The 16,244-nt window shown below is 64.4% G+C and carries 21 protein-coding genes; 10 read left to right on the top strand and 11 right to left on the bottom strand.

Annotation, left to right across the window (positions count from 1 at the left end; translation table 11 throughout):
- From IVB47_RS12090 to IVB47_RS12080, 3 genes are all read right to left on the bottom strand, one after another.
- Positions 1–482, bottom strand: a 482-nt coding sequence (locus IVB47_RS12090) for a twin-arginine translocation signal domain-containing protein (RefSeq protein WP_247463140.1), incomplete at its 3' end; no start/stop codon positions are given.
- A 156-nt stretch (positions 483–638) separates the two neighbouring features.
- A complete protein-coding gene (locus tag IVB47_RS12085; RefSeq protein ID WP_007609546.1) occupies positions 639–896 on the bottom strand; it encodes a hypothetical protein in 258 nt (85 codons plus the stop codon).
- Between the two features lie 79 nt (positions 897–975).
- The gene (locus IVB47_RS12080) at positions 976–1,926 is read right to left on the bottom strand and encodes a DUF2778 domain-containing protein (RefSeq protein WP_247461772.1); all 951 of its coding nucleotides are present in this window, start codon (positions 1,924–1,926) and stop codon (positions 976–978) included.
- 211 nt (positions 1,927–2,137) lie between these two features.
- Here IVB47_RS12080 and IVB47_RS12075 point away from each other — a divergent pair, with 211 nt between their 5' ends.
- Positions 2,138–2,575, top strand: coding sequence for a DUF1810 domain-containing protein (locus IVB47_RS12075; RefSeq protein WP_247461770.1), 438 nt, complete (start codon positions 2,138–2,140; stop codon positions 2,573–2,575).
- A 9-nt stretch (positions 2,576–2,584) separates the two neighbouring features.
- Here IVB47_RS12075 and IVB47_RS12070 read toward each other — a convergent pair whose 3' ends face one another.
- On the bottom strand, positions 2,585–3,361 hold the full coding sequence (locus IVB47_RS12070; protein ID WP_247461768.1) for a crotonase/enoyl-CoA hydratase family protein: 777 nt from the start codon (positions 3,359–3,361) through the stop codon (positions 2,585–2,587).
- 32 nt (positions 3,362–3,393) lie between these two features.
- Positions 3,394–3,876 (bottom strand): tautomerase enzyme, encoded by a 483-nt coding sequence (locus IVB47_RS12065; protein WP_247461766.1) that lies wholly within the window; start codon positions 3,874–3,876, stop codon positions 3,394–3,396.
- 102 nt (positions 3,877–3,978) lie between these two features.
- On the opposite strand from IVB47_RS12065, the gene IVB47_RS12060 reads away from it, so the two are divergent.
- From IVB47_RS12060 to IVB47_RS12050, 3 genes are read left to right on the top strand one after another with little or no spacing between them, the layout of a single operon-like run.
- A complete protein-coding gene (locus IVB47_RS12060) occupies positions 3,979–4,587 on the top strand; it encodes a helix-turn-helix domain-containing protein (RefSeq protein WP_247461765.1) in 609 nt (202 codons plus the stop codon).
- Between the two features lie 15 nt (positions 4,588–4,602).
- Entirely contained in the window at positions 4,603–5,454 is an 852-nt protein-coding gene (locus IVB47_RS12055; RefSeq protein WP_247461763.1) for a hydratase, read from the top strand.
- Entirely contained in the window at positions 5,451–7,532 is a 2,082-nt protein-coding gene (locus tag IVB47_RS12050; RefSeq protein ID WP_247461761.1) for a methyl-accepting chemotaxis protein, read from the top strand. Before IVB47_RS12055 ends, IVB47_RS12050 begins: the two co-directional genes overlap by 4 nt.
- Positions 7,533–7,567: 35 nt before the next feature.
- On the opposite strand, the gene IVB47_RS12045 is transcribed toward IVB47_RS12050, so the two are convergent.
- Positions 7,568–8,158 carry an NADPH-dependent FMN reductase gene (locus IVB47_RS12045; protein WP_247408527.1) on the bottom strand — a complete coding sequence of 197 codons (591 nt, stop codon included), beginning with the start codon at positions 8,156–8,158 and terminating at the stop codon, positions 7,568–7,570.
- A 50-nt stretch (positions 8,159–8,208) separates the two neighbouring features.
- Positions 8,209–9,156 carry a helix-turn-helix domain-containing protein gene (locus IVB47_RS12040; protein ID WP_247463138.1) on the bottom strand — a complete coding sequence of 316 codons (948 nt, stop codon included), beginning with the start codon at positions 9,154–9,156 and terminating at the stop codon, positions 8,209–8,211.
- 300 nt (positions 9,157–9,456) lie between these two features.
- Here IVB47_RS12040 and IVB47_RS12035 point away from each other — a divergent pair, with 300 nt between their 5' ends.
- Genes IVB47_RS12035 through IVB47_RS12025 form a run of 3 tightly spaced genes read left to right on the top strand, consistent with a single transcriptional unit; the run spans position 9,457 to position 12,052 of the window.
- Positions 9,457–10,563, top strand: coding sequence for a DUF2336 domain-containing protein (locus IVB47_RS12035; protein WP_247461759.1), 1,107 nt, complete (start codon positions 9,457–9,459; stop codon positions 10,561–10,563).
- Positions 10,560–10,880, top strand: a complete 321-nt coding sequence (locus tag IVB47_RS12030; protein WP_007591767.1) for a PilZ domain-containing protein — start codon at positions 10,560–10,562, stop codon at positions 10,878–10,880. Before IVB47_RS12035 ends, IVB47_RS12030 begins: the two co-directional genes overlap by 4 nt.
- 50 nt (positions 10,881–10,930) lie before the next feature.
- A complete protein-coding gene (locus IVB47_RS12025) occupies positions 10,931–12,052 on the top strand; it encodes an HD domain-containing phosphohydrolase (protein WP_247461757.1) in 1,122 nt (373 codons plus the stop codon).
- 26 nt (positions 12,053–12,078) lie between these two features.
- Here IVB47_RS12025 and IVB47_RS12020 read toward each other — a convergent pair whose 3' ends face one another.
- Together IVB47_RS12020 and IVB47_RS12015 are read right to left on the bottom strand one after the other, a co-directional pair.
- The gene (locus IVB47_RS12020; protein WP_018456356.1) at positions 12,079–12,282 is read right to left on the bottom strand and encodes a hypothetical protein; all 204 of its coding nucleotides are present in this window, start codon (positions 12,280–12,282) and stop codon (positions 12,079–12,081) included.
- Positions 12,283–12,414: 132 nt separating this feature from the next.
- Complete coding sequence (locus IVB47_RS12015; protein ID WP_247461755.1) at positions 12,415–13,092, bottom strand: nitroreductase; 678 nt, start codon at positions 13,090–13,092, stop codon at positions 12,415–12,417.
- Positions 13,093–13,208: 116 nt separating this feature from the next.
- On the opposite strand from IVB47_RS12015, the gene IVB47_RS12010 reads away from it, so the two are divergent.
- Positions 13,209–14,183, top strand: a complete 975-nt coding sequence (locus tag IVB47_RS12010; RefSeq protein ID WP_247286316.1) for an alpha/beta hydrolase — start codon at positions 13,209–13,211, stop codon at positions 14,181–14,183.
- 46 nt (positions 14,184–14,229) lie between these two features.
- Here the strand turns inward: IVB47_RS12010 and IVB47_RS12005 are convergent, their stop codons facing one another.
- Positions 14,230–14,601 (bottom strand): nuclear transport factor 2 family protein, encoded by a 372-nt coding sequence (locus tag IVB47_RS12005; protein ID WP_247461752.1) that lies wholly within the window; start codon positions 14,599–14,601, stop codon positions 14,230–14,232.
- A gap of 101 nt (positions 14,602–14,702) precedes the next feature.
- Between IVB47_RS12005 and IVB47_RS12000 the strand changes: the two genes are divergently transcribed.
- Positions 14,703–15,266 (top strand): TetR/AcrR family transcriptional regulator, encoded by a 564-nt coding sequence (locus IVB47_RS12000; RefSeq protein ID WP_247461749.1) that lies wholly within the window; start codon positions 14,703–14,705, stop codon positions 15,264–15,266.
- A gap of 15 nt (positions 15,267–15,281) precedes the next feature.
- On the opposite strand, the gene IVB47_RS11995 is transcribed toward IVB47_RS12000, so the two are convergent.
- On the bottom strand, positions 15,282–15,746 hold the full coding sequence (locus tag IVB47_RS11995) for a cupin domain-containing protein (RefSeq protein ID WP_247361365.1): 465 nt from the start codon (positions 15,744–15,746) through the stop codon (positions 15,282–15,284).
- Positions 15,747–15,950: 204 nt separating this feature from the next.
- Here IVB47_RS11995 and IVB47_RS11990 point away from each other — a divergent pair, with 204 nt between their 5' ends.
- Entirely contained in the window at positions 15,951–16,199 is a 249-nt protein-coding gene (locus tag IVB47_RS11990; protein ID WP_035962662.1) for a hypothetical protein, read from the top strand.
- Positions 16,200–16,244: the final 45 nt, after the last annotated feature.

Below are 16,244 nucleotides of genomic sequence, written 5' to 3'. Positions count from 1 at the left end.
CGGAACCAGCCGCCCATCTGGGTGCCGGAATTGCCGCAGAGGATGGCATGCGCCTTGAACGGCTTCAGCGCCTCGTTGGTGAGATCGGCGCCGCCGCCGAAATGCCACCAGGACTCCTGATGACGATGGTTCATGCCGAACGGCGCGCCGGTCGCATAGGCCAGCGCCGGCTCCTTGCCGATGTAGAAATAGAGCGGGGTCTGCGCCATGTCGACGGAGGCTGTGCTGACCGCATCGAGCGCCTGCAGGCCGGGGACGAGCTCGCCGGCCGCAAAGGTCTGGATCTGGAATTTGTTGTCGGTGGCCTCGGCAACATATTTCGCAAACGTCTGCGCGGTGCCGTAGATGGTGTCCAGCGACTTCGGGAAGCTCGACGTCAGGCGCCATCTGATCTCGGGCGCGCCTTGCGCGATCGCGGGCGCGGCAACCAGCGTCGTCGCGCCGGCGACCGCGCCGCCCTTGAGAAATGTACGGCGTTTCATGATGGGTCTCTCCCTGAACTACGTTTCAATGTATCGGCTTGAGCGCTATCTTCGCGAGCTATTGCCGTTCCTATAGCGGAATTCAAGTCGTGGTCGGTAGCCCGGATGGAGCGCAGCGCAATCCGGGAATCTCCACAAATATCTGCCGTGTCGCTCTCAGAGCAGCTTGGCGCTGACGAACAGCGCGCGCACGGCGTTGGTCGCCTGCACGACGAGCATGGCGTTCTCGGCGGCGCCTTCGAGCGCCGCGACCGCGTCTTCGTGCAGCGAGCGGAATTCCATCCACTCGACCGATTTGAAATTGGTGAGGAATTGATAGGCCTGGCCGACGGTCGCGATCGCCAGCGTGTCGCCGTTCAGCTTGATCTTGAACGTCGTGCGCAGCGGGGTCTCGGAACTTTGCGGATCACTCATGGGCTGCTTCTGGACGATGACGGCTTAACGAAGGGAAAACGGCAGCCCCGCCGCGGCAGGCAAATATCAGGAGCAGATATCAGGACTCAGTGCTCGCGCGCTGCGAGGCGGTCGCCGATGGGGTCAACTTGGGCACCACGACCAGACGGTTGAACTCACCGTTGTCGTAGGCCTTCATGAACCGATCATAGTCCTTGATCGACACGCAACCGTTGGAGTCGCCACGGGGCCCGAGCATGTAATTGTGGGTGAGCAGGCCGACGCGGCCGAGCGCGCTGGTGCCTTCGGTAGGCGTCAAGCGCAGTGCGCGGACGCCGTGAAACAGTTTTTCGCGCGGCTTGAGGTCGTAGGTCGCGGGCGGGGTCGCGCCAACCATCCGCTGGTCGACGTGCTCCGGATCGTCCATCAGCGCGCCCATGCCGGAATGCGCTTCGAGCGCGAGGCCGCTCGGCAGGTAGAGCGCCTTGGCCGAGATGTCGTAGACCGCGGTGCGCGAATCGTAACCGAGCGCGGCGAGGTCCGGCGCCTTGCCGAACAGGCCACTGTCGGGCGTCAGCGAGGCCAGCCTGATCTTGTCGGTGAATTTTTCGAAGAAGTTGCGGTTGTCGACCCTGGGGTTGGTCTCCGCGTAAGCCTGGCTCGAGGCGATCTGGGCCGAGATGTCGGCCTGGGGCGGGCGCGAGCGCGGCATCGGGATGGCGTCAGCACGCTGCGATTGTCTCGTCTCCTCCGACATATGCCGGTCGTCGTCGGTCAGGGTCGAGCGCCAGTCGTCGCCCTGGAGCTTCTGGGCAAGCATCGCTTTGGCGTCGCGCAATTTGAGCTGAACTGCACTCACCGCGGAGCGCTCCAGCGTCCGCAAGCCGAGCTCGCGGGCGGGCGGACTGCTGGAAGCAGAAGCGAAACGATCATCGAATGAAGGCGCATTGGACGGCGGCAGCGCGGCGGTGACCAGCGAGGCCGAACCGCCGATATCCACGACCCAGGCGGCAGCGCCCAGTGCCAGCGCGACAGCAGCCAGAGACAGCAATATCGTCTCGGCTCGCCCAATACGGCGGCGCGACAATAGCCTCTCGGCTTGTGCCCGGTCGGAAACCATCAGCTCCCCAAAATCGATCCCCGGGAGGATCCACCCCCACCCGGAGATTCTATACCAGCTACCACATTGGGAGCCAAAAGTTAGGCATAATCGCGGCCGGCAAGGCTCCGGCAAGCCATTCCAGGGTATCCTAAGGTATCCAATGACCGATCCTTTCGACCTCATTCGCTTTGTCCGGGCCCAGGACCCGGTCTATCGCGACATCCAGGGGGAGCTGACCCGGGGCCGAAAGCAGAGCCACTGGATGTGGTTCGTCTTTCCCCAGGTCGCCGGCCTCGGCTTCAGTGCCATGTCGCAGCGCTACGCCATCGCCTCCCGCGCCGAGGCCAAGGCCTATCTCGCCCACCCCATCCTCGGTCCGCGCCTGATCGAATGCACCCGCCTCGTGCTTGCCATCGAGGGTCGGAGCATCAACGCCATCCTCGGCGCGCCCGATGACGCCAAATTCCGCTCGTCGATGACGCTGTTCGACGCGGTGTCCGACGAACCCGTTTTCGACGAGGCGCTCGCCAAATATTTTTCCGGCGAGCGCGACGGCGCTACGCTGGAGATCCTGTCGAAGCTGGATCGGCCGACATAGCGCGTCGGATCAGCGCCCCTGAAAGACGGCCGCGCGACGCTCGATGAAGGACTGAATGCCCTCCTTCGCGTCGGCGCTTGCAAGCGCGCGATCGCGGATTATCGGGATATAGGCGATCGCCGCCGCCTCGCCGCCTTCGATATATTTGGCCGCGGCTTCCTTGGTGACCTGGATGCCGAGCGGGGCATTGCGCGCGATGATGGCGGCGAGCGCCATCGCCCGCTCGACCTGCTCTCCCGCCGGCACGACCTCCTGGACGAGACCGATTGTGTGGGCGCGCTCGGCTGAAAACTCGTCGCACAGGAACAAATGATACATCGCGTCACCCCAGCCGGCGCGCGACAAAAAGCGGAAATGCGCGCCCCCGAGCGGCGCAATGCCGCGCTTGGACTCCATTTGGCAGAAGCGCGCATCCTCGGCGGCGACCACGATGTCGCCGGCGAGCATCAGCTCGATGCCGATCGTGAATACGATGCCCTGCACGGCCGTGATAACAGGCTTGCGGCAGCGCTTGGCAAGGCCGAACGGATCGACATTGCCTTCCCTGATATTGCGCTTCTCCGCAGTCGGTCCGAAGAATTTCGGCATGTCCAGACCGGCGGTGAAATCCCTGCCCTCGGCGCAAACCACGCCGACGCGATAGGCATCGTTGTCGTGCAGCTCAGTCAGCGCATCGGACAATTGCTCCATCATCGCCGGCGTGAACGCGTTCTTCTTCGCGGCGTTGTCGATGATGATCTTGAAGACATGGCCGTGCACCTCGGTGCGGATCTGACCTTCGCTCATTTCGCTTCTCTCCGGATTAGTCGGTGGGCAAATCAGGCCGGCGGCTGAATTGCCCCGCGGATAGCCTCGATCCGCTGCGGCGTGAACACACCGGAATCCAGGAGTTGGAGGATCGAGAGCACGCCGCCGCGCGATCCCCAGCTTCCCTCCTCGATGATCTCGAAATTGACCCACCAGGTTGGCGCAGGCGCCTGCATGCCGCAGGCCTCCGCAAGCCTCGCCAGCACATTGCGGATCACCTCCGCTCGCACCTCGGCAGGCCAGGCTGCGTTCATCACCGCGATATTGACGGTCATCACGTCGCGCGGCGTTTCCTGGTCGGACAGGAGCCGGCCGCCAATCGCCATGCAGTCGGCCGGCAGGTCATGGAAATGCACCTGAAAGCCCATTCGCGCCGCCGGCGCATGCTGGCCGATCTCGGGCGCGAGCACGGCGTCGGTCAGGCTTTCGGCGAGGCAGCGGCGCTGCGCCAGACCGAGCCGGCCGGCAGGTGCGGTCACGGTGATGATGGTCAACCTATTCCTTTCTGCGACTATGACGCACGTCATATCGCAGTGCCGCTTGCCTATGTCAACCGTCATAGTTTAGATAAAGCACAGCCAACTGCGGAAGTTCCGATGACCACCACGCGCGACAAGATGATCGCCGGCGCCGCCGACCTGATGAGCCGGCGCGGCGTCAACGCCACCAGCATGCGCAACGTCGTCCGCCATACGGCGACGCCACGCGGCTCGATCAGTCACCACTTCCCCGGCGGCAAGCAGCAGATGATCGCCGAGGCCGTAACCTTTGCCGGCAAGCAGGTGTCCATTCCCCTGGAGAGGGCCATGAACGAACGCGGCGTGATCGGTGGCTTGCGAGCTTTCGTCGCATCGTGGCGCCGCCAGCTGGAAGCGACCGGCTTCGAGGCCGGCTGCCCCGTGCTCGCGGTCGCCGTCGACCGCTATGTCGGAGAAGCCTCCGACAGGGACGACGAGACGGCGCAGCAGCACCTGCTCGATCTTGCCGACGGCGTGTTCGCCGATTGGCGACAGATCATGCGCTCAGCCCTCCTGCGCGAGGGAGTGGCCGCCGAACGCGCGGAGCGGCTTGCAACGCTGGTCGTCGCCTCGATCGAAGGCACGGTCGCAATGTGCCGTGCAAATCGCAGCGCCGACGCGCTCGATCAGGTGCAAGAGGAGCTGGAGACGGTCCTGTCCTCCGCCCTCGCCCGCACACCAGGATAGAATGGAGACGCACCGATGGATCTCTCCCGACAACGCGAACTCGCCCGCCATCTCGCCGATTTGCGCCGCGAGGGCCGGCAGCAAAGCGGCCTCGAGCAGCGGCTGGTGCCGCCGGATGCCGACACGGCGTACCGCATCGCGCAGATGGTGGAAGAAGAATTGGGCTGGGACGTCGTCGGCTGGAAGATCGCCGGCATGAAGCCCGGGCTCCAGCGCCAGCTTCGCATCTCCACGCCGATCTATGGGCGGGTGTTCGCACCACTGATCAAGACCTCGCCCGCGAGCGTGGAGCACATCAAGCAATGCAGTCCGATTCCGGAGGTCGAGTACCAGGCCCGCCTCGGCGCCAACCTGCCGCCGCGCGCGAAGCCCTATACGGTGGAAGAGGTCGGCGATGCGGTCGCTTCGCTGCATCCCGGCATCGAGCTCGCCGAATGCCGCTTCGTCCACGACGCGGCGTTTCCCCCGATGCCCGCAATCATGGCCGACGGGTCCGGATCGGGAACGATCGTGCTTGGAGAGCCCATCTCGGACTGGCGCAAACGCGATATTGCCAATCAGGAGGTCGTCCTGAACTGCAACGACGCCGAGAGACGCCGCGGCAGCGCTGCTGTCACGAACCGGCATCGGCCTCAAGGCCGGCCAGACCATCTCCACCGGCACGCTGACGGGCATGCTGCGGCCGAAGCGGGGCGAGACTTACGTCGCCGATTTCGGTCCGCTCGGAACCGTAAGCGCGACCTACGCCTAGACGGACAGACTCAGCGCGCGGCTGCCCGCGGCCACCAGCGTAAACCCGGGATTAACATCGCCTGCCTATTGTCGCTGCAAATAATCTCCCGCGCCAGTTGCCGGACAGAATCATGAAAATCGGTACGCTCCTGACCACCGCCATCGTCTCGCTCTCGACAGTGGGCGGCGGCCTCGCCGTCTACGTCGCCGTGACGAAATACCAGACCATGGAGCGGATCACCGAGGCCCAGGGGCGGCTGGCGATCGTTCGCGCCGTCAGCGACATCCCTCGCTACCTCAATCCCGAGCGCGGCTTTTCCACCAACATCCTCTATGGCCCTCCCGCCGTCGACCCGGCGCTGCTTGCCGAGCAGGACAAGCTGCGCAAGCAGACCGATGCCGCCCGCGACAGGATGAACGCGCTGCGCAAGGACCTGCCCGGCCCGTTCGACGACGGCAACACCACCGGCGGCAACATCGACGCCGTCAATTCGAAGTTCACCGCGCTGCGCGAGGCCATCGACAAGGCGATGTCGGGCCCGCCGGAGGCGCGCAAGGACGCGGCCAAGAAGATCGTCGCCGACAACGCCGTGCTCAACGCCGGCGTGACCGCGCTGCTCAACGAGCAGGTCCGCCGCATGGCGATCCTCAACGGCGATGCCTACCGGCAGGCCAGCTACGCCAACATCGCCATGACATTGCGCGACGTGGGCGGCTTCAACTCCAGCCTGCACAAGAATCTCGTCGGGGGCAAAAAGCCGGCGACCGATACCGAGAAGGCCGAGATCAGCCGCTCGCAGGGCCGCAACGACCAGATCGTGATGTCGCTGCTGGAGTTGCGCGGCAATCCCGCAACGCCGGCGAACGTTGCCGCCGCACTGGAGAAATTCAACGCGATCTATATCGACGAGTTCGGCCGCGAGCTCAAGCTGGTGAAGGAGGGTGCGGTCAGCGGCAAGTACGAACACGACATGGACACCTATTACACCGCCACGCAACGCGGCCTCAGCACCATCATCGACGTCCGCGATGCCTTCTACGACAACGCCGAGCAGATTCTCGCCGGTGCCTCCACTGCGGCCCACACCAGCTTCACCATCGCACTCGCGGGCCTCCTCGCCGTGCTGATCGCCAGCGCCGGCCTCATCGTCACGGTCCGCCGCCGCGTCTGCGCCCCGATCGTCAACCTGACGACGCGGATGTCGCGGCTCGCCGACGGCGAGGTCACGGAAGAGATTCCCGGCGCCGAGCGTTCCGATGAAATCGGCGCGATGGCCGCGGCCGTCCGGGTCTTCAAGGACAACATGATCCGGGCCGACAGCCTTGCGGCGGAGAAGCAGGCCGAGAACGACGGCAAGATGCGTCGCGCACAGGCGCTCGACGGGATCACCCGCGCGTTCGAAGCCAAGGTCACCGAACTCGTCGGCGGACTCTCCCGCGCGTCATCCACCATGGAAAGCACGGCGCAGTCGATGACCTCGACGGCGGCCCAGACCAACAGTCAGGCCGCGGTTGTCGCCGCCGCCTCACAGCAGACATCGAGCAACGTGCAGACCGTCGCGAGCGCCACCGAAGAGCTGACCTCTTCGATCTCGGAGATCGGCCGTCAAGTGGCCCAGTCTACCGAGATCGCGGCCCGCGCCGTCGACAACGCCCGCCGCACCGGCGACACCGCCCGAGCGCTGGCCGAGGGCGCACAGAAGATCGGCGACGTCGTCACGCTGATCCAGAGCATCGCCGAGCAGACCAATTTGCTGGCGCTCAACGCGACCATCGAGGCCGCCCGCGCCGGCGACGCCGGCCGTGGCTTCGCGGTGGTTGCTGCCGAGGTGAAGTCGCTGGCGGGCCAAACCGCCAAGGCCACCACCGAAATCTCCGAGCAGATTTCGGCGATCCAGGCCGCGAGCGACGAGACCGTGACCGCGATCCGCAACGTTGCCGACGTCATCGGCGAGATCGACCAGATCGGCACCGCCATTGCGGCCGCGATCGAGGAACAGGGCTCGGCGACCAAGGAGATCGCCCGCAGCGTTCAGGAGGCCGCGCGCGGCACCCAGGAGGTCAACACCAACATATCAGGCGTGCAGCGCGCCGCCGACCATACCGGCACGGCCGCACGGGAGGTGCTGGGCGCAGCCGAGCAGCTCTCGACCCAGTCACGCGATCTCGCCGGACAGTTCGACCGTTTCCTCGGTGAGGTCAGGGCCGCGTAAGCGCGGCAAACGCGCAGCTTCGCAGTCCGGGACCGTCAGTAAGGCGGTGCCTTGCGCGCCCGCTGCGCCTTGGCGGCCTCGATCCACCAGGCGAGATCGTCGGCGAAGCGCGGGAATGAACGTTCGAGCGCCTTGCCGCCCTCGCCGATCGGTTCGCCAGCTTCCGACAGCGTCTGTGCGATCGGGCCGACGCCGATGGTGCTCGACACCACCACCATGCCCATCTCCGACAACGTCCCATGCCAGGCGGTTGAGGCACGCGCGCCGGACAGGCGGCCGGCCGAATAGCTCACGATCGCGGCCGGACGCCAGAACCACTCCTCGAGGAAGTGGTCGGTGAGGTTTTTCAGGCCCGGCTGGATGCCCCAATTGTATTCGCCAGTGACGAAGACGAAACCGTCCGCGCCGCGGATCTCTCCGGCCAGCTTCTCCAGCGCCTCGGGTGCGGAGCCCTTGGGATATTCCTTGTACATGCGATCGAGCATCGGCAGGCCGATCGCCTTGGCATCGATGAACACGGCGTCGTCGCCGCGGGCGCGCAGGCGATCGATGACGAAATTCGCAAGGCGGATGCCCATGCGGTCGGAACGGTAGGAACCGTAGAGGACGAGGATGCGATTGCTCATGGGCGGCAGTCTAGCACGGATCAGCAAGCCGGCCTCAACGTTTTGACGCGCTAGGTTCGCCGTCCGCGCTCGAGCGTTTGCGACGGTGTCTCGCCGAACTGGTCGCGATAGCTTCTGGAGAAGTCGCCGAAATGCCAGAACCCGAACGCCAGCGCGACGGCCTTGACGCTGTCGGCACCGGCGAGCAGCCGCTGGCGCACCAGCCACAGCCGCCGCAGACGTAGATAGCGGTGCAGGCTCATGCCGCGATAGCGGCGGACGACGTCGTGCATGGTGCGAACCGGCAGGCCAAGCTTGCGCGCGATCTCGGCGCTGTAGATGGGCTGAGAGAGGTCGTCGGAAAGCAGCGCGCGGATGTCCTGAAAGACCTTGAAGTTCCGCTCGTCATTGGGGTGCAGGGTCCATCGCGCGGGACCCATATTTTGGAAAATTGCGTCCACGGCGCTGAGCAGGGTCTCCTTCATGGCGGCCGACTTCAGCGGCACGTCGGGCGCGTCGACCGGCTCCGACGCGGCTGTCAACACCTCCCGAACCACAACGCGGAGCCGGTTCAAGCCCGCGGCGGTCGTTTCGAAGATCTTGAAGCAGAGGGCTGCTTGTGGCCAGCCGCGATCCGTCACCTCCGGCCTGAACACCACCGAGGCGATTTCCCGCTGAACCTCCTCGACGGTGGTGTAGGCCGCGCCGCCGCTGCCGATGACGATGACGGGTCGCGCGCGCTGCGTGCCGTTAAATCGAACCGGCACGTCCAAATCATCCATCGTGAATCCGATAGCGGTGCAATTCTCGACAAGCTGTGCGTCGACGACCCGCGGAAATGCCCGCGTCAAATTCACGTCGCAGCCGGGCAGCGACAGAATGGTCTGCTCGGCCGAAATCCTCCGTACGAAAGGCGTGAACTCGAAGTTCAGGCCCCGTATGGCATTTCGAAATTCATCGACGTCAGAGAAACGAAATACCTTTGGCGCCAGCGTCGGCGCATCATCAATTCTGTTCATGGCAATGTGAAACTTCGCGTCGCAACAAACGCGCGTCCGGCGACAATGCCGACCCAACTTCCCGTTCCGGTGTCCCCTCAGTCTGAAAGAATCACTTCGAACTATGCCGACCAGTTGGCGAGCGTCGAAGTCCAAGGACAACCCGGCGCATCAAATCTCGCCAATTTTCGATAGCGTTTCCTGCCGTGCCAGCGGTGCACCAATACCCAAACGGTCGAAAGCAACATTTCATATTAACCTCTGTCGAGCGGAATGAGCGCTGTTCGATAGTCAAAATCAATTTTGAGTCAGGCCCCTGCCATGATGGCAAATTCGCCTGCTGCTATTCTCGCTGAATTGGAAGAGGTGGTCGCAACGTGCCCACCGCACCGTTGCGCACGCATTCTCACCGGCATGGTGCAGTTGCTCATTGGCAGCCAGGACCAGTGCCGGGAATTGCTCAGCAACGTGGTCGACGGTGTTCTGCTGCGATTGACGGAACGGGTCGAGGCCAGCGCACTGGTTCAGCTCAGCACGGCGCTCGCCGAGCTTGACGTGGCGCCTCCCGAAACATTGTGGCGTCTCGCCTCACACGACGATCCCGACGTGGCGTGTCCGGTCCTGCTCAAATCGCAGGCGCTCTCCGCGGCAGACCTCGAGGCTGTCATTGACTCCCGTGGCGAGCGGCATCGACGCGCAATCGCCGCCCGCAGCGAGATCGCGCCGACCGTGACCGAGGCGCTGATCAAGCACGGCGGCCCGATCTGCCTTGCCCTGATCAAGAACCCGGGAACGAAATTCTCCGACGCAGCCTATGCAGCGCTGATTGCCAAGGCTGACCATGACGGCGAGATCGCGAAGGCGCTGGTGCTCCGGCCCGGCACGCCCGACCTGGTCGTGCGCAAGCTGCTCTCCGCCCCACCAGCCCGGAAGGCACCGGCCACACCCAACCCGCCCGCCGCGGCGCCGGTGCCGGAAGCGGAGCCGGCTCCGCCAAAGCGGCCTTGCAGGGCCGACTACGCAAGCGCGAGGCCGGAGATCGTCGTCCTCAACCGCATCGGCAAGCTCAACGATTCCACGGTGAACCGTTTTGCGATCCGCGGCGAGACGGCCAATTTGTTCACGGCGCTGTCGGTGCTTTCAGGGGCGCCGCTCGAGATCATCGAGCGTGTCGTGAGCGACGACGATTGCGAAGGGCTGGTCATGGCGTGCCGGGCTTCGCGGCTGAACTGGCAGACCACCCTTACCATCCTGAGCAACCGCGGCGGGAAAAGGCTCTCCTTTGCCGAGCGCGAGCGCGCGCAACGCATCTTCGAGACGCTGCTTCTGTCCACCAGCCAATGGGCAGTGCGATGGGGAGAAATAGCAGCAAGCGCCAACACGCGCGATCCGGTAGATCGCGGCTCGAAGATGGTGGTTAATCGATGAAGTTCGACGGTCGCAAAGCGCAGCGCGTAAAAATGGATCACAAGCAGCCGGTCAATCTGATGGGCTCGGACGGCACGTGGCGGCGCAGTTGCGTTCTGCTCGACATATCGCAAAGCGGTGCGAAGATCGAAGTTGAGGGCACGCTCGACGTGCTGCGGGCAAAGGAATTCTTCCTGCTGCTATCGTCGACGGGGCTCGCCTACCGGCGCTGCGAATTGGTCTGGATCGACGGCACCACCGCCGGCGTGCACTTCGTCACCGCAGACGGAAAGAGGAAACCGGCAGCCGCCGCGCAGACTGCCGCTCAGAGCAAATAGCCCCAAGGATTCATCAGCCCCAATTAACTCCAGCATGATTCAGGTCAACCGTGCAGAACGCGCGAATTATATCCCGCCCCGTCAAAGGCGACGGCGGCATCCGAGAGAAGGAAGCGGCACGCCGGTTCGTGCATGTGCTGGCTGATTCCTCGGACAAATTGTCGAGCGTCTGTTCGATTCTCGAGCAGCAGTTTGCCGTCGCAGGCGAACGGCTCGACGCGGAAGCCAAGCTGTCCGAGGTGCCGTTCGCGATCGTGATCCGTGCGGAATTGCGTGAGGTCCGCACCATTGCGGCCATCAAGAAACGAGCCGTAAAGCTCGCGAAGGCAACGAAACGCATCTTCCTGGTCGAGCACTCCTCTCACATGAGTATCTCGCAGGCGTACGCGCTCGGGGCCACGCTCGTCCTTCCCGGGACGATCGACAAGATCAAGCTGCTGGCAGCGCTGGCTCATCCCGCCGAAGAGGCGTCTGGTTCCTCAGGTCACGCGCCGCAGCCGGACAACGCCGTCGAGACCGCGGCGATCGCCATCGCGTCGATGTTCACGGCCGTCACGCTCGGCGAGCCTGTCGACGTCGACGGCACGAAGGAAGCCGGCCGCCAGATCGCCGATCGCATCACCCAGCATGGCCTGTCGGAGTGGCTCACAACGGTGCGGCGCCATCACGAGGGGACCTATCAGCATTGCCTCCTCGTCACCGGCGTCGCCATCGACTTCGGCCTGAGCCTTGGCGTCGGCAGGCCAGATCTGGAGCGGCTATACACGGCGGCCATGTTCCACGACATCGGCAAAGCCCGGATTCCGCTTGCCATCCTCGACAAGCCCGGCCGTCTCGATCCGGAGGAACGTGCCATAATCGAGACGCACCCGGTGGCGGGCTACGATTTTCTGAAAGACCACGACAATATCTCGCCAGAGATCCTTGATGCCGTGCGGCATCATCACGAATTTCTCGACGGCAGCGGCTACCCGGATGCGCTTTGCGCCGGGAACATCGGTGATGTCGTGCGCATCCTGACGATCGCGGACATCTTCGCTGCCCTGATCGAGCACCGGCACTACAAGCCGACGATGCCGCGGGCAGAGGCTTATAACATTCTCTGCGGAATGAGTGGAAAGCTGGAAAAGGCACTGCTGACCGCGTTCAGACAGGTCGCGCTCACGAGATGAGCGCAGCAACCCGTCTCGACCCCGGTCTAGTGCGCGGCGCGATGTCTGGTGCGGCGCGGAACGGTCCGGCACGCGAGCCCTTCGGCCAGCAGCTTCATGTCCTCGTGCCGGCCGCTGCGGATCAGCCGGCCGAACTCTTCGGGTGTGAAAGGAAGACTTGGATCATCATCGATCGGACGCCGCACTCGCGGGCCGAAGAACCGTCGAACCAGGCTAGCGAGCCGCCGCATGTCAATTCCCTCGCGCCAGCATCAAACCTTTCAGTCCGTACATTGTTCCTCCTGCACGATCGAGATTGCAAGAGGCCGCCAAGCGGTCCGCACCAAAAAAATTCGGCGAGAGAATAATCTCCTCTGCCTGCGCTACTCGGCGAATCCGACGTAGCGCACGAAATCGTCGTTGCCCTCGCGATCGGAGCGAACGGCGTTCGCGGCAAAGTTGTCGTCGGGATAACCCATCGCGACGCAGGTCATGATCACCTCGTCCTCCGGAATGTTCGCGACCTCGCGCACGATGTCGGAGCGCATGATGCCCTGCCCGTTGATCACCGAACCGAGACCACGGTCCCAGGCCGCGAGCACGATGCCGTAGCAGAGCGCGCCCAGGTCGAAATGGCAGACCGCGCCGGGATCGAGCACGCGGTCATAGGTCAAGACCAGCGAGACCGGCGCGTCGAACTGGCGGAAGCCGCGCAGCACCCAGTCCTGGCGCATCGGCTTGTCGTCGCGCGCGATCCCCATCGCGCCGAACAGTTTCTTGGCGACGTCGACTTGCCGCGTCCGGTGCACGCCCTGGTATTCGCCGTGGCTGACGATGTCGCGCTTGACCTTGGCGCCGGCAACCATCTCCTCCATATTGCGTCGGCGCAGCTGTTTCAGCGGACTGCCTGTGAGCACGTGGACATGCCAGGGCTGGGTGTTCATCGACGACGGTGCACGTTTGGCGCTGTCGATGATCGCCTCGATCACCGTGCGCGGCACCGGCTCGTTCCTGAAGCCGCGCACGCTGCGGCGCGACTGGACCAGCGTTTCGAATTCCACCTCAAGACCTCCCTGCCCGTTCATTCCCTGGCATTGCCACATGCGAGCGGTTGCCGACGCGGCGCGCCATATCTATGCTAACCCGCAAGCAAGACCAAGAACCCTGTGAGGATCCCATGAAAGCCAACGTGGCCGCACCGCTCGATCCCGTCATCGCCCAGATCATTCCGCTGCTGCCGATGCGCGATGCCACGACGATGACGCCACAGAGCGCCCGCGATTCCTTGCGCGCACTGGCTGCCTCGCGCGCGGCCATACCGCCGCCACCCGTCGACATTGTCGCGGATATCAAGGTGAAAGGCGGCGCCGGACCGCTCGATGCACGGGTCTACCGGGTCGGCACCACGCCCGCACCGACCGTGGTGTTCTTCCATGGTGGCGGCTGGGTCGCGGGCGACCTCGAGACCCACGACCGGCAGGCCCGCAACCTTGCGATCGAGACCGGCGCGGTCGTCGTCTCCGTCGACTATCGCCGCCCGCCCGAAACGCGCTTTCCCGGCGCGTTCGAGGACGCCTTTGCCGCGGTCAGCGACGTGTTTGGCCGCGTCACGGAATTTGGCGGCGATGCAAAACGCCTCGGTGTTGCCGGCGACAGCGCCGGCGGCAATCTCGCCGCCACCACCGCGATCGCCTGCCGCGACGCCGGCATCAAGCTCGCCGCGCAACTGCTGGTCTACCCCGTGACCGACGTCCTCGGGAGTTATGCGGACGCGCGCGAGAACGCACGCTTCCCCTCGCGCGCCGAGAACGCCGAGGGCTACTTTCTTTCACGCGCCGTGATGGAGTGGTTTTGCGGTCATTATCTCGCAGATCCCTCGCACGCCACCGACTGGCGCGTCTCGCCGCTGCGCGCGAATTCGCTTGCCGGCGTCGCGCCCGCGATCGTCACCACCGCCTGGTTCGATCCCCTGCGCGACGAGGGCACAGCCTATGCGCGCGCGCTGGAAGCCGCCGGTGTGCCGGTAAAGCACCATGAAGGCCCCGGCCTGATCCACGGCTATTTTGGTCTCGGCGACGCCTCCGAGGTGGCGCGAGCCGAAGCGCAGCGCGCACGCGCGGACTTCAAGGCGCTTCTCGCGCGCGGCGCCTGAGGGTGATATCGGGAGCGGCAGGATCGGCCGCCACGCCGGCCGGCGTTCAGGCCTTGGCGGCGGGCACCTCGAAGAAGCCCGTCGCCTGAACGAGCCGGCCGTCGCCGCCGAAGCGGCCGAAACTCTCACCCGTGACGAACACGCGACCGGCGCCATCATACATAGTCCAGCGAAAAAGCCCCTGCTCGTGGTGTTCGAGGAAGCTGTCGTTCCTGAAATGCGCGCCAGGAAACTTGAGCTGGGTTTGACCTATGCGCGCCATCAAGGCGCCGCGTCCCTCAATCTGAGAGCCCGGATCGGTATACACACAGTCCGCGGCGACGCTTTGCTCGAGCAGCCGACGCCGCTCGTCCTCATCGACGGGTCCCCACGCCGCTTGATAGGTGTTCCAGGTCTTCAGTCGCGCTTCATCGTTCATCTCGCAGACCCTCTCATGGCTTCATGCCGCTTCCAGCAAATTGACAATTATTGTTATTTTGTCAATATGACGGAGGTTCAATTCCGACGCCGGTGAGGCTCATGGCTCGTTCCAGCATTTCGAAAGAGGAGCTCGCGATCGAGGCTGCGACGGAGGTCTTCTCCCGCTACGGCCATGCCCGTACGACGATGGGCGATATCGCCGCCAAGGCGGGCATGTCGCGGCCGGCGCTCTATTTGCTCTTCCCCGACAAGGATGCCGTGTTCGCGGCGGTGATCCAGAGAATGGACGAGCAGAAGCATCGCGACATTAAGGCCGCAATCGCGCGTCTCGACGGTCTCCATGCCAAGCTGCTCCACGCCTGCAAATCCTGGGGATCCCATGGCTTCGACCTGATCGAGGCGCATCCCGATTCAGCAGATCTGTTCGACCTCCGTTTCCCGGCAGTCCGAAACGTCTACGAAAACTTCCAGTCTTTGGTCGCCGACCTCATCCGCGATCAGGTGAAGGCCGCTGCGCTAGCGGACGAGCCGGAAGTACTGGCGCGATGCCTGGTGTTCGGCATGCGGGGGCTGCGCGAAACCGCCAGGACCGGCAAGGAGATGCGGCGGCTGATCGCCGTTCAGATCACCATGCTCGTCAGAAGCATCGATGACAGCGTTTGAGCTGCGAACAGCCGCCTATCTCCCCGCCCGTTGCGCGTCGGTGTGCCCCCACGTCTGGTCCCAATCCTGACCGGCGGCATCGACGACGCGGCCGTCGGCTTCGAAGAACTTGTTCGGCACCTGGAAGATCGCCAGGATCAGGGCGCCCTCCGGGCACCAGGCGGCATGCCGGCTGCCCGCCTCGCGCCAGATGAACTCGCCGGCCTTGCAGGCAATCCCCTTGGCCGGTCCCTCGTTGTCGACGAGAGCGCCCTCGATGACATAACTCTGCTCGACGCCGACATGCTCGTGATCGGGCAGCACCGAGCCCGGCGCAAAGCGCATCAAGGCCGTCATCAGACCGCTGCTGCGATCGAACAGCAGCGTCTTGGCCTCGCAGCCGGGAAAGCGCGTCTTCTGCCATTCCATCTCTTGCGGCCGAACCAGGTGAGAATGCCGGTCAGCAGCGGCATCCGGCATGTTCGCAATCAGGGTCTCCATCACGATGCTCCCTTCGGCTAAACTCGCCCGAAGCTAGCAGGATCGCCCGTCCCGGTCAGCGAGCAGTGCAGCAGGCCGTCGGCCCCTTCGCACCCGCGCTCGAAAAATCGCCAGGAAGACCGGACGGCAGGCGCTCATCCAGCTTGATTGCGCCATGATTCCCGGCTCCAATCCGCGCGCCATTTCTGGTTTAGGGAGACAATCATGATGAAGCGGATTTTCCTGGCTGCGATCGTTGCCACGTTTGCGGCGGGTTCGGCCTTCGCGGAGGACACCTGCGAAAGCAAGGCCGTCGGCAAGGACGGCAAGGCCCTGGCTGGTGCCGCCAAGACCTCGTTCATGAAGAAGTGCAAGGCCGACGCCTGCGCGCCCAAGGCCGTCAGCGCCGAGGGCAAGCCGCTCGCCGGCGCCGCCAAGAACAGCTTTATGAAGAAGTGCGAAGTCGGCGCCTGACCGCTGCGACTTTGGTGCTCATTTAGCGAGCAACGGTTCCACAAA

The organism is Bradyrhizobium sp. 62, from assembly GCF_023073035.1.
Classification (GTDB): Bacteria; Pseudomonadota; Alphaproteobacteria; order Rhizobiales; family Xanthobacteraceae; genus Bradyrhizobium.
This window is presented reverse-complemented; position numbering and strand designations above follow the sequence as displayed.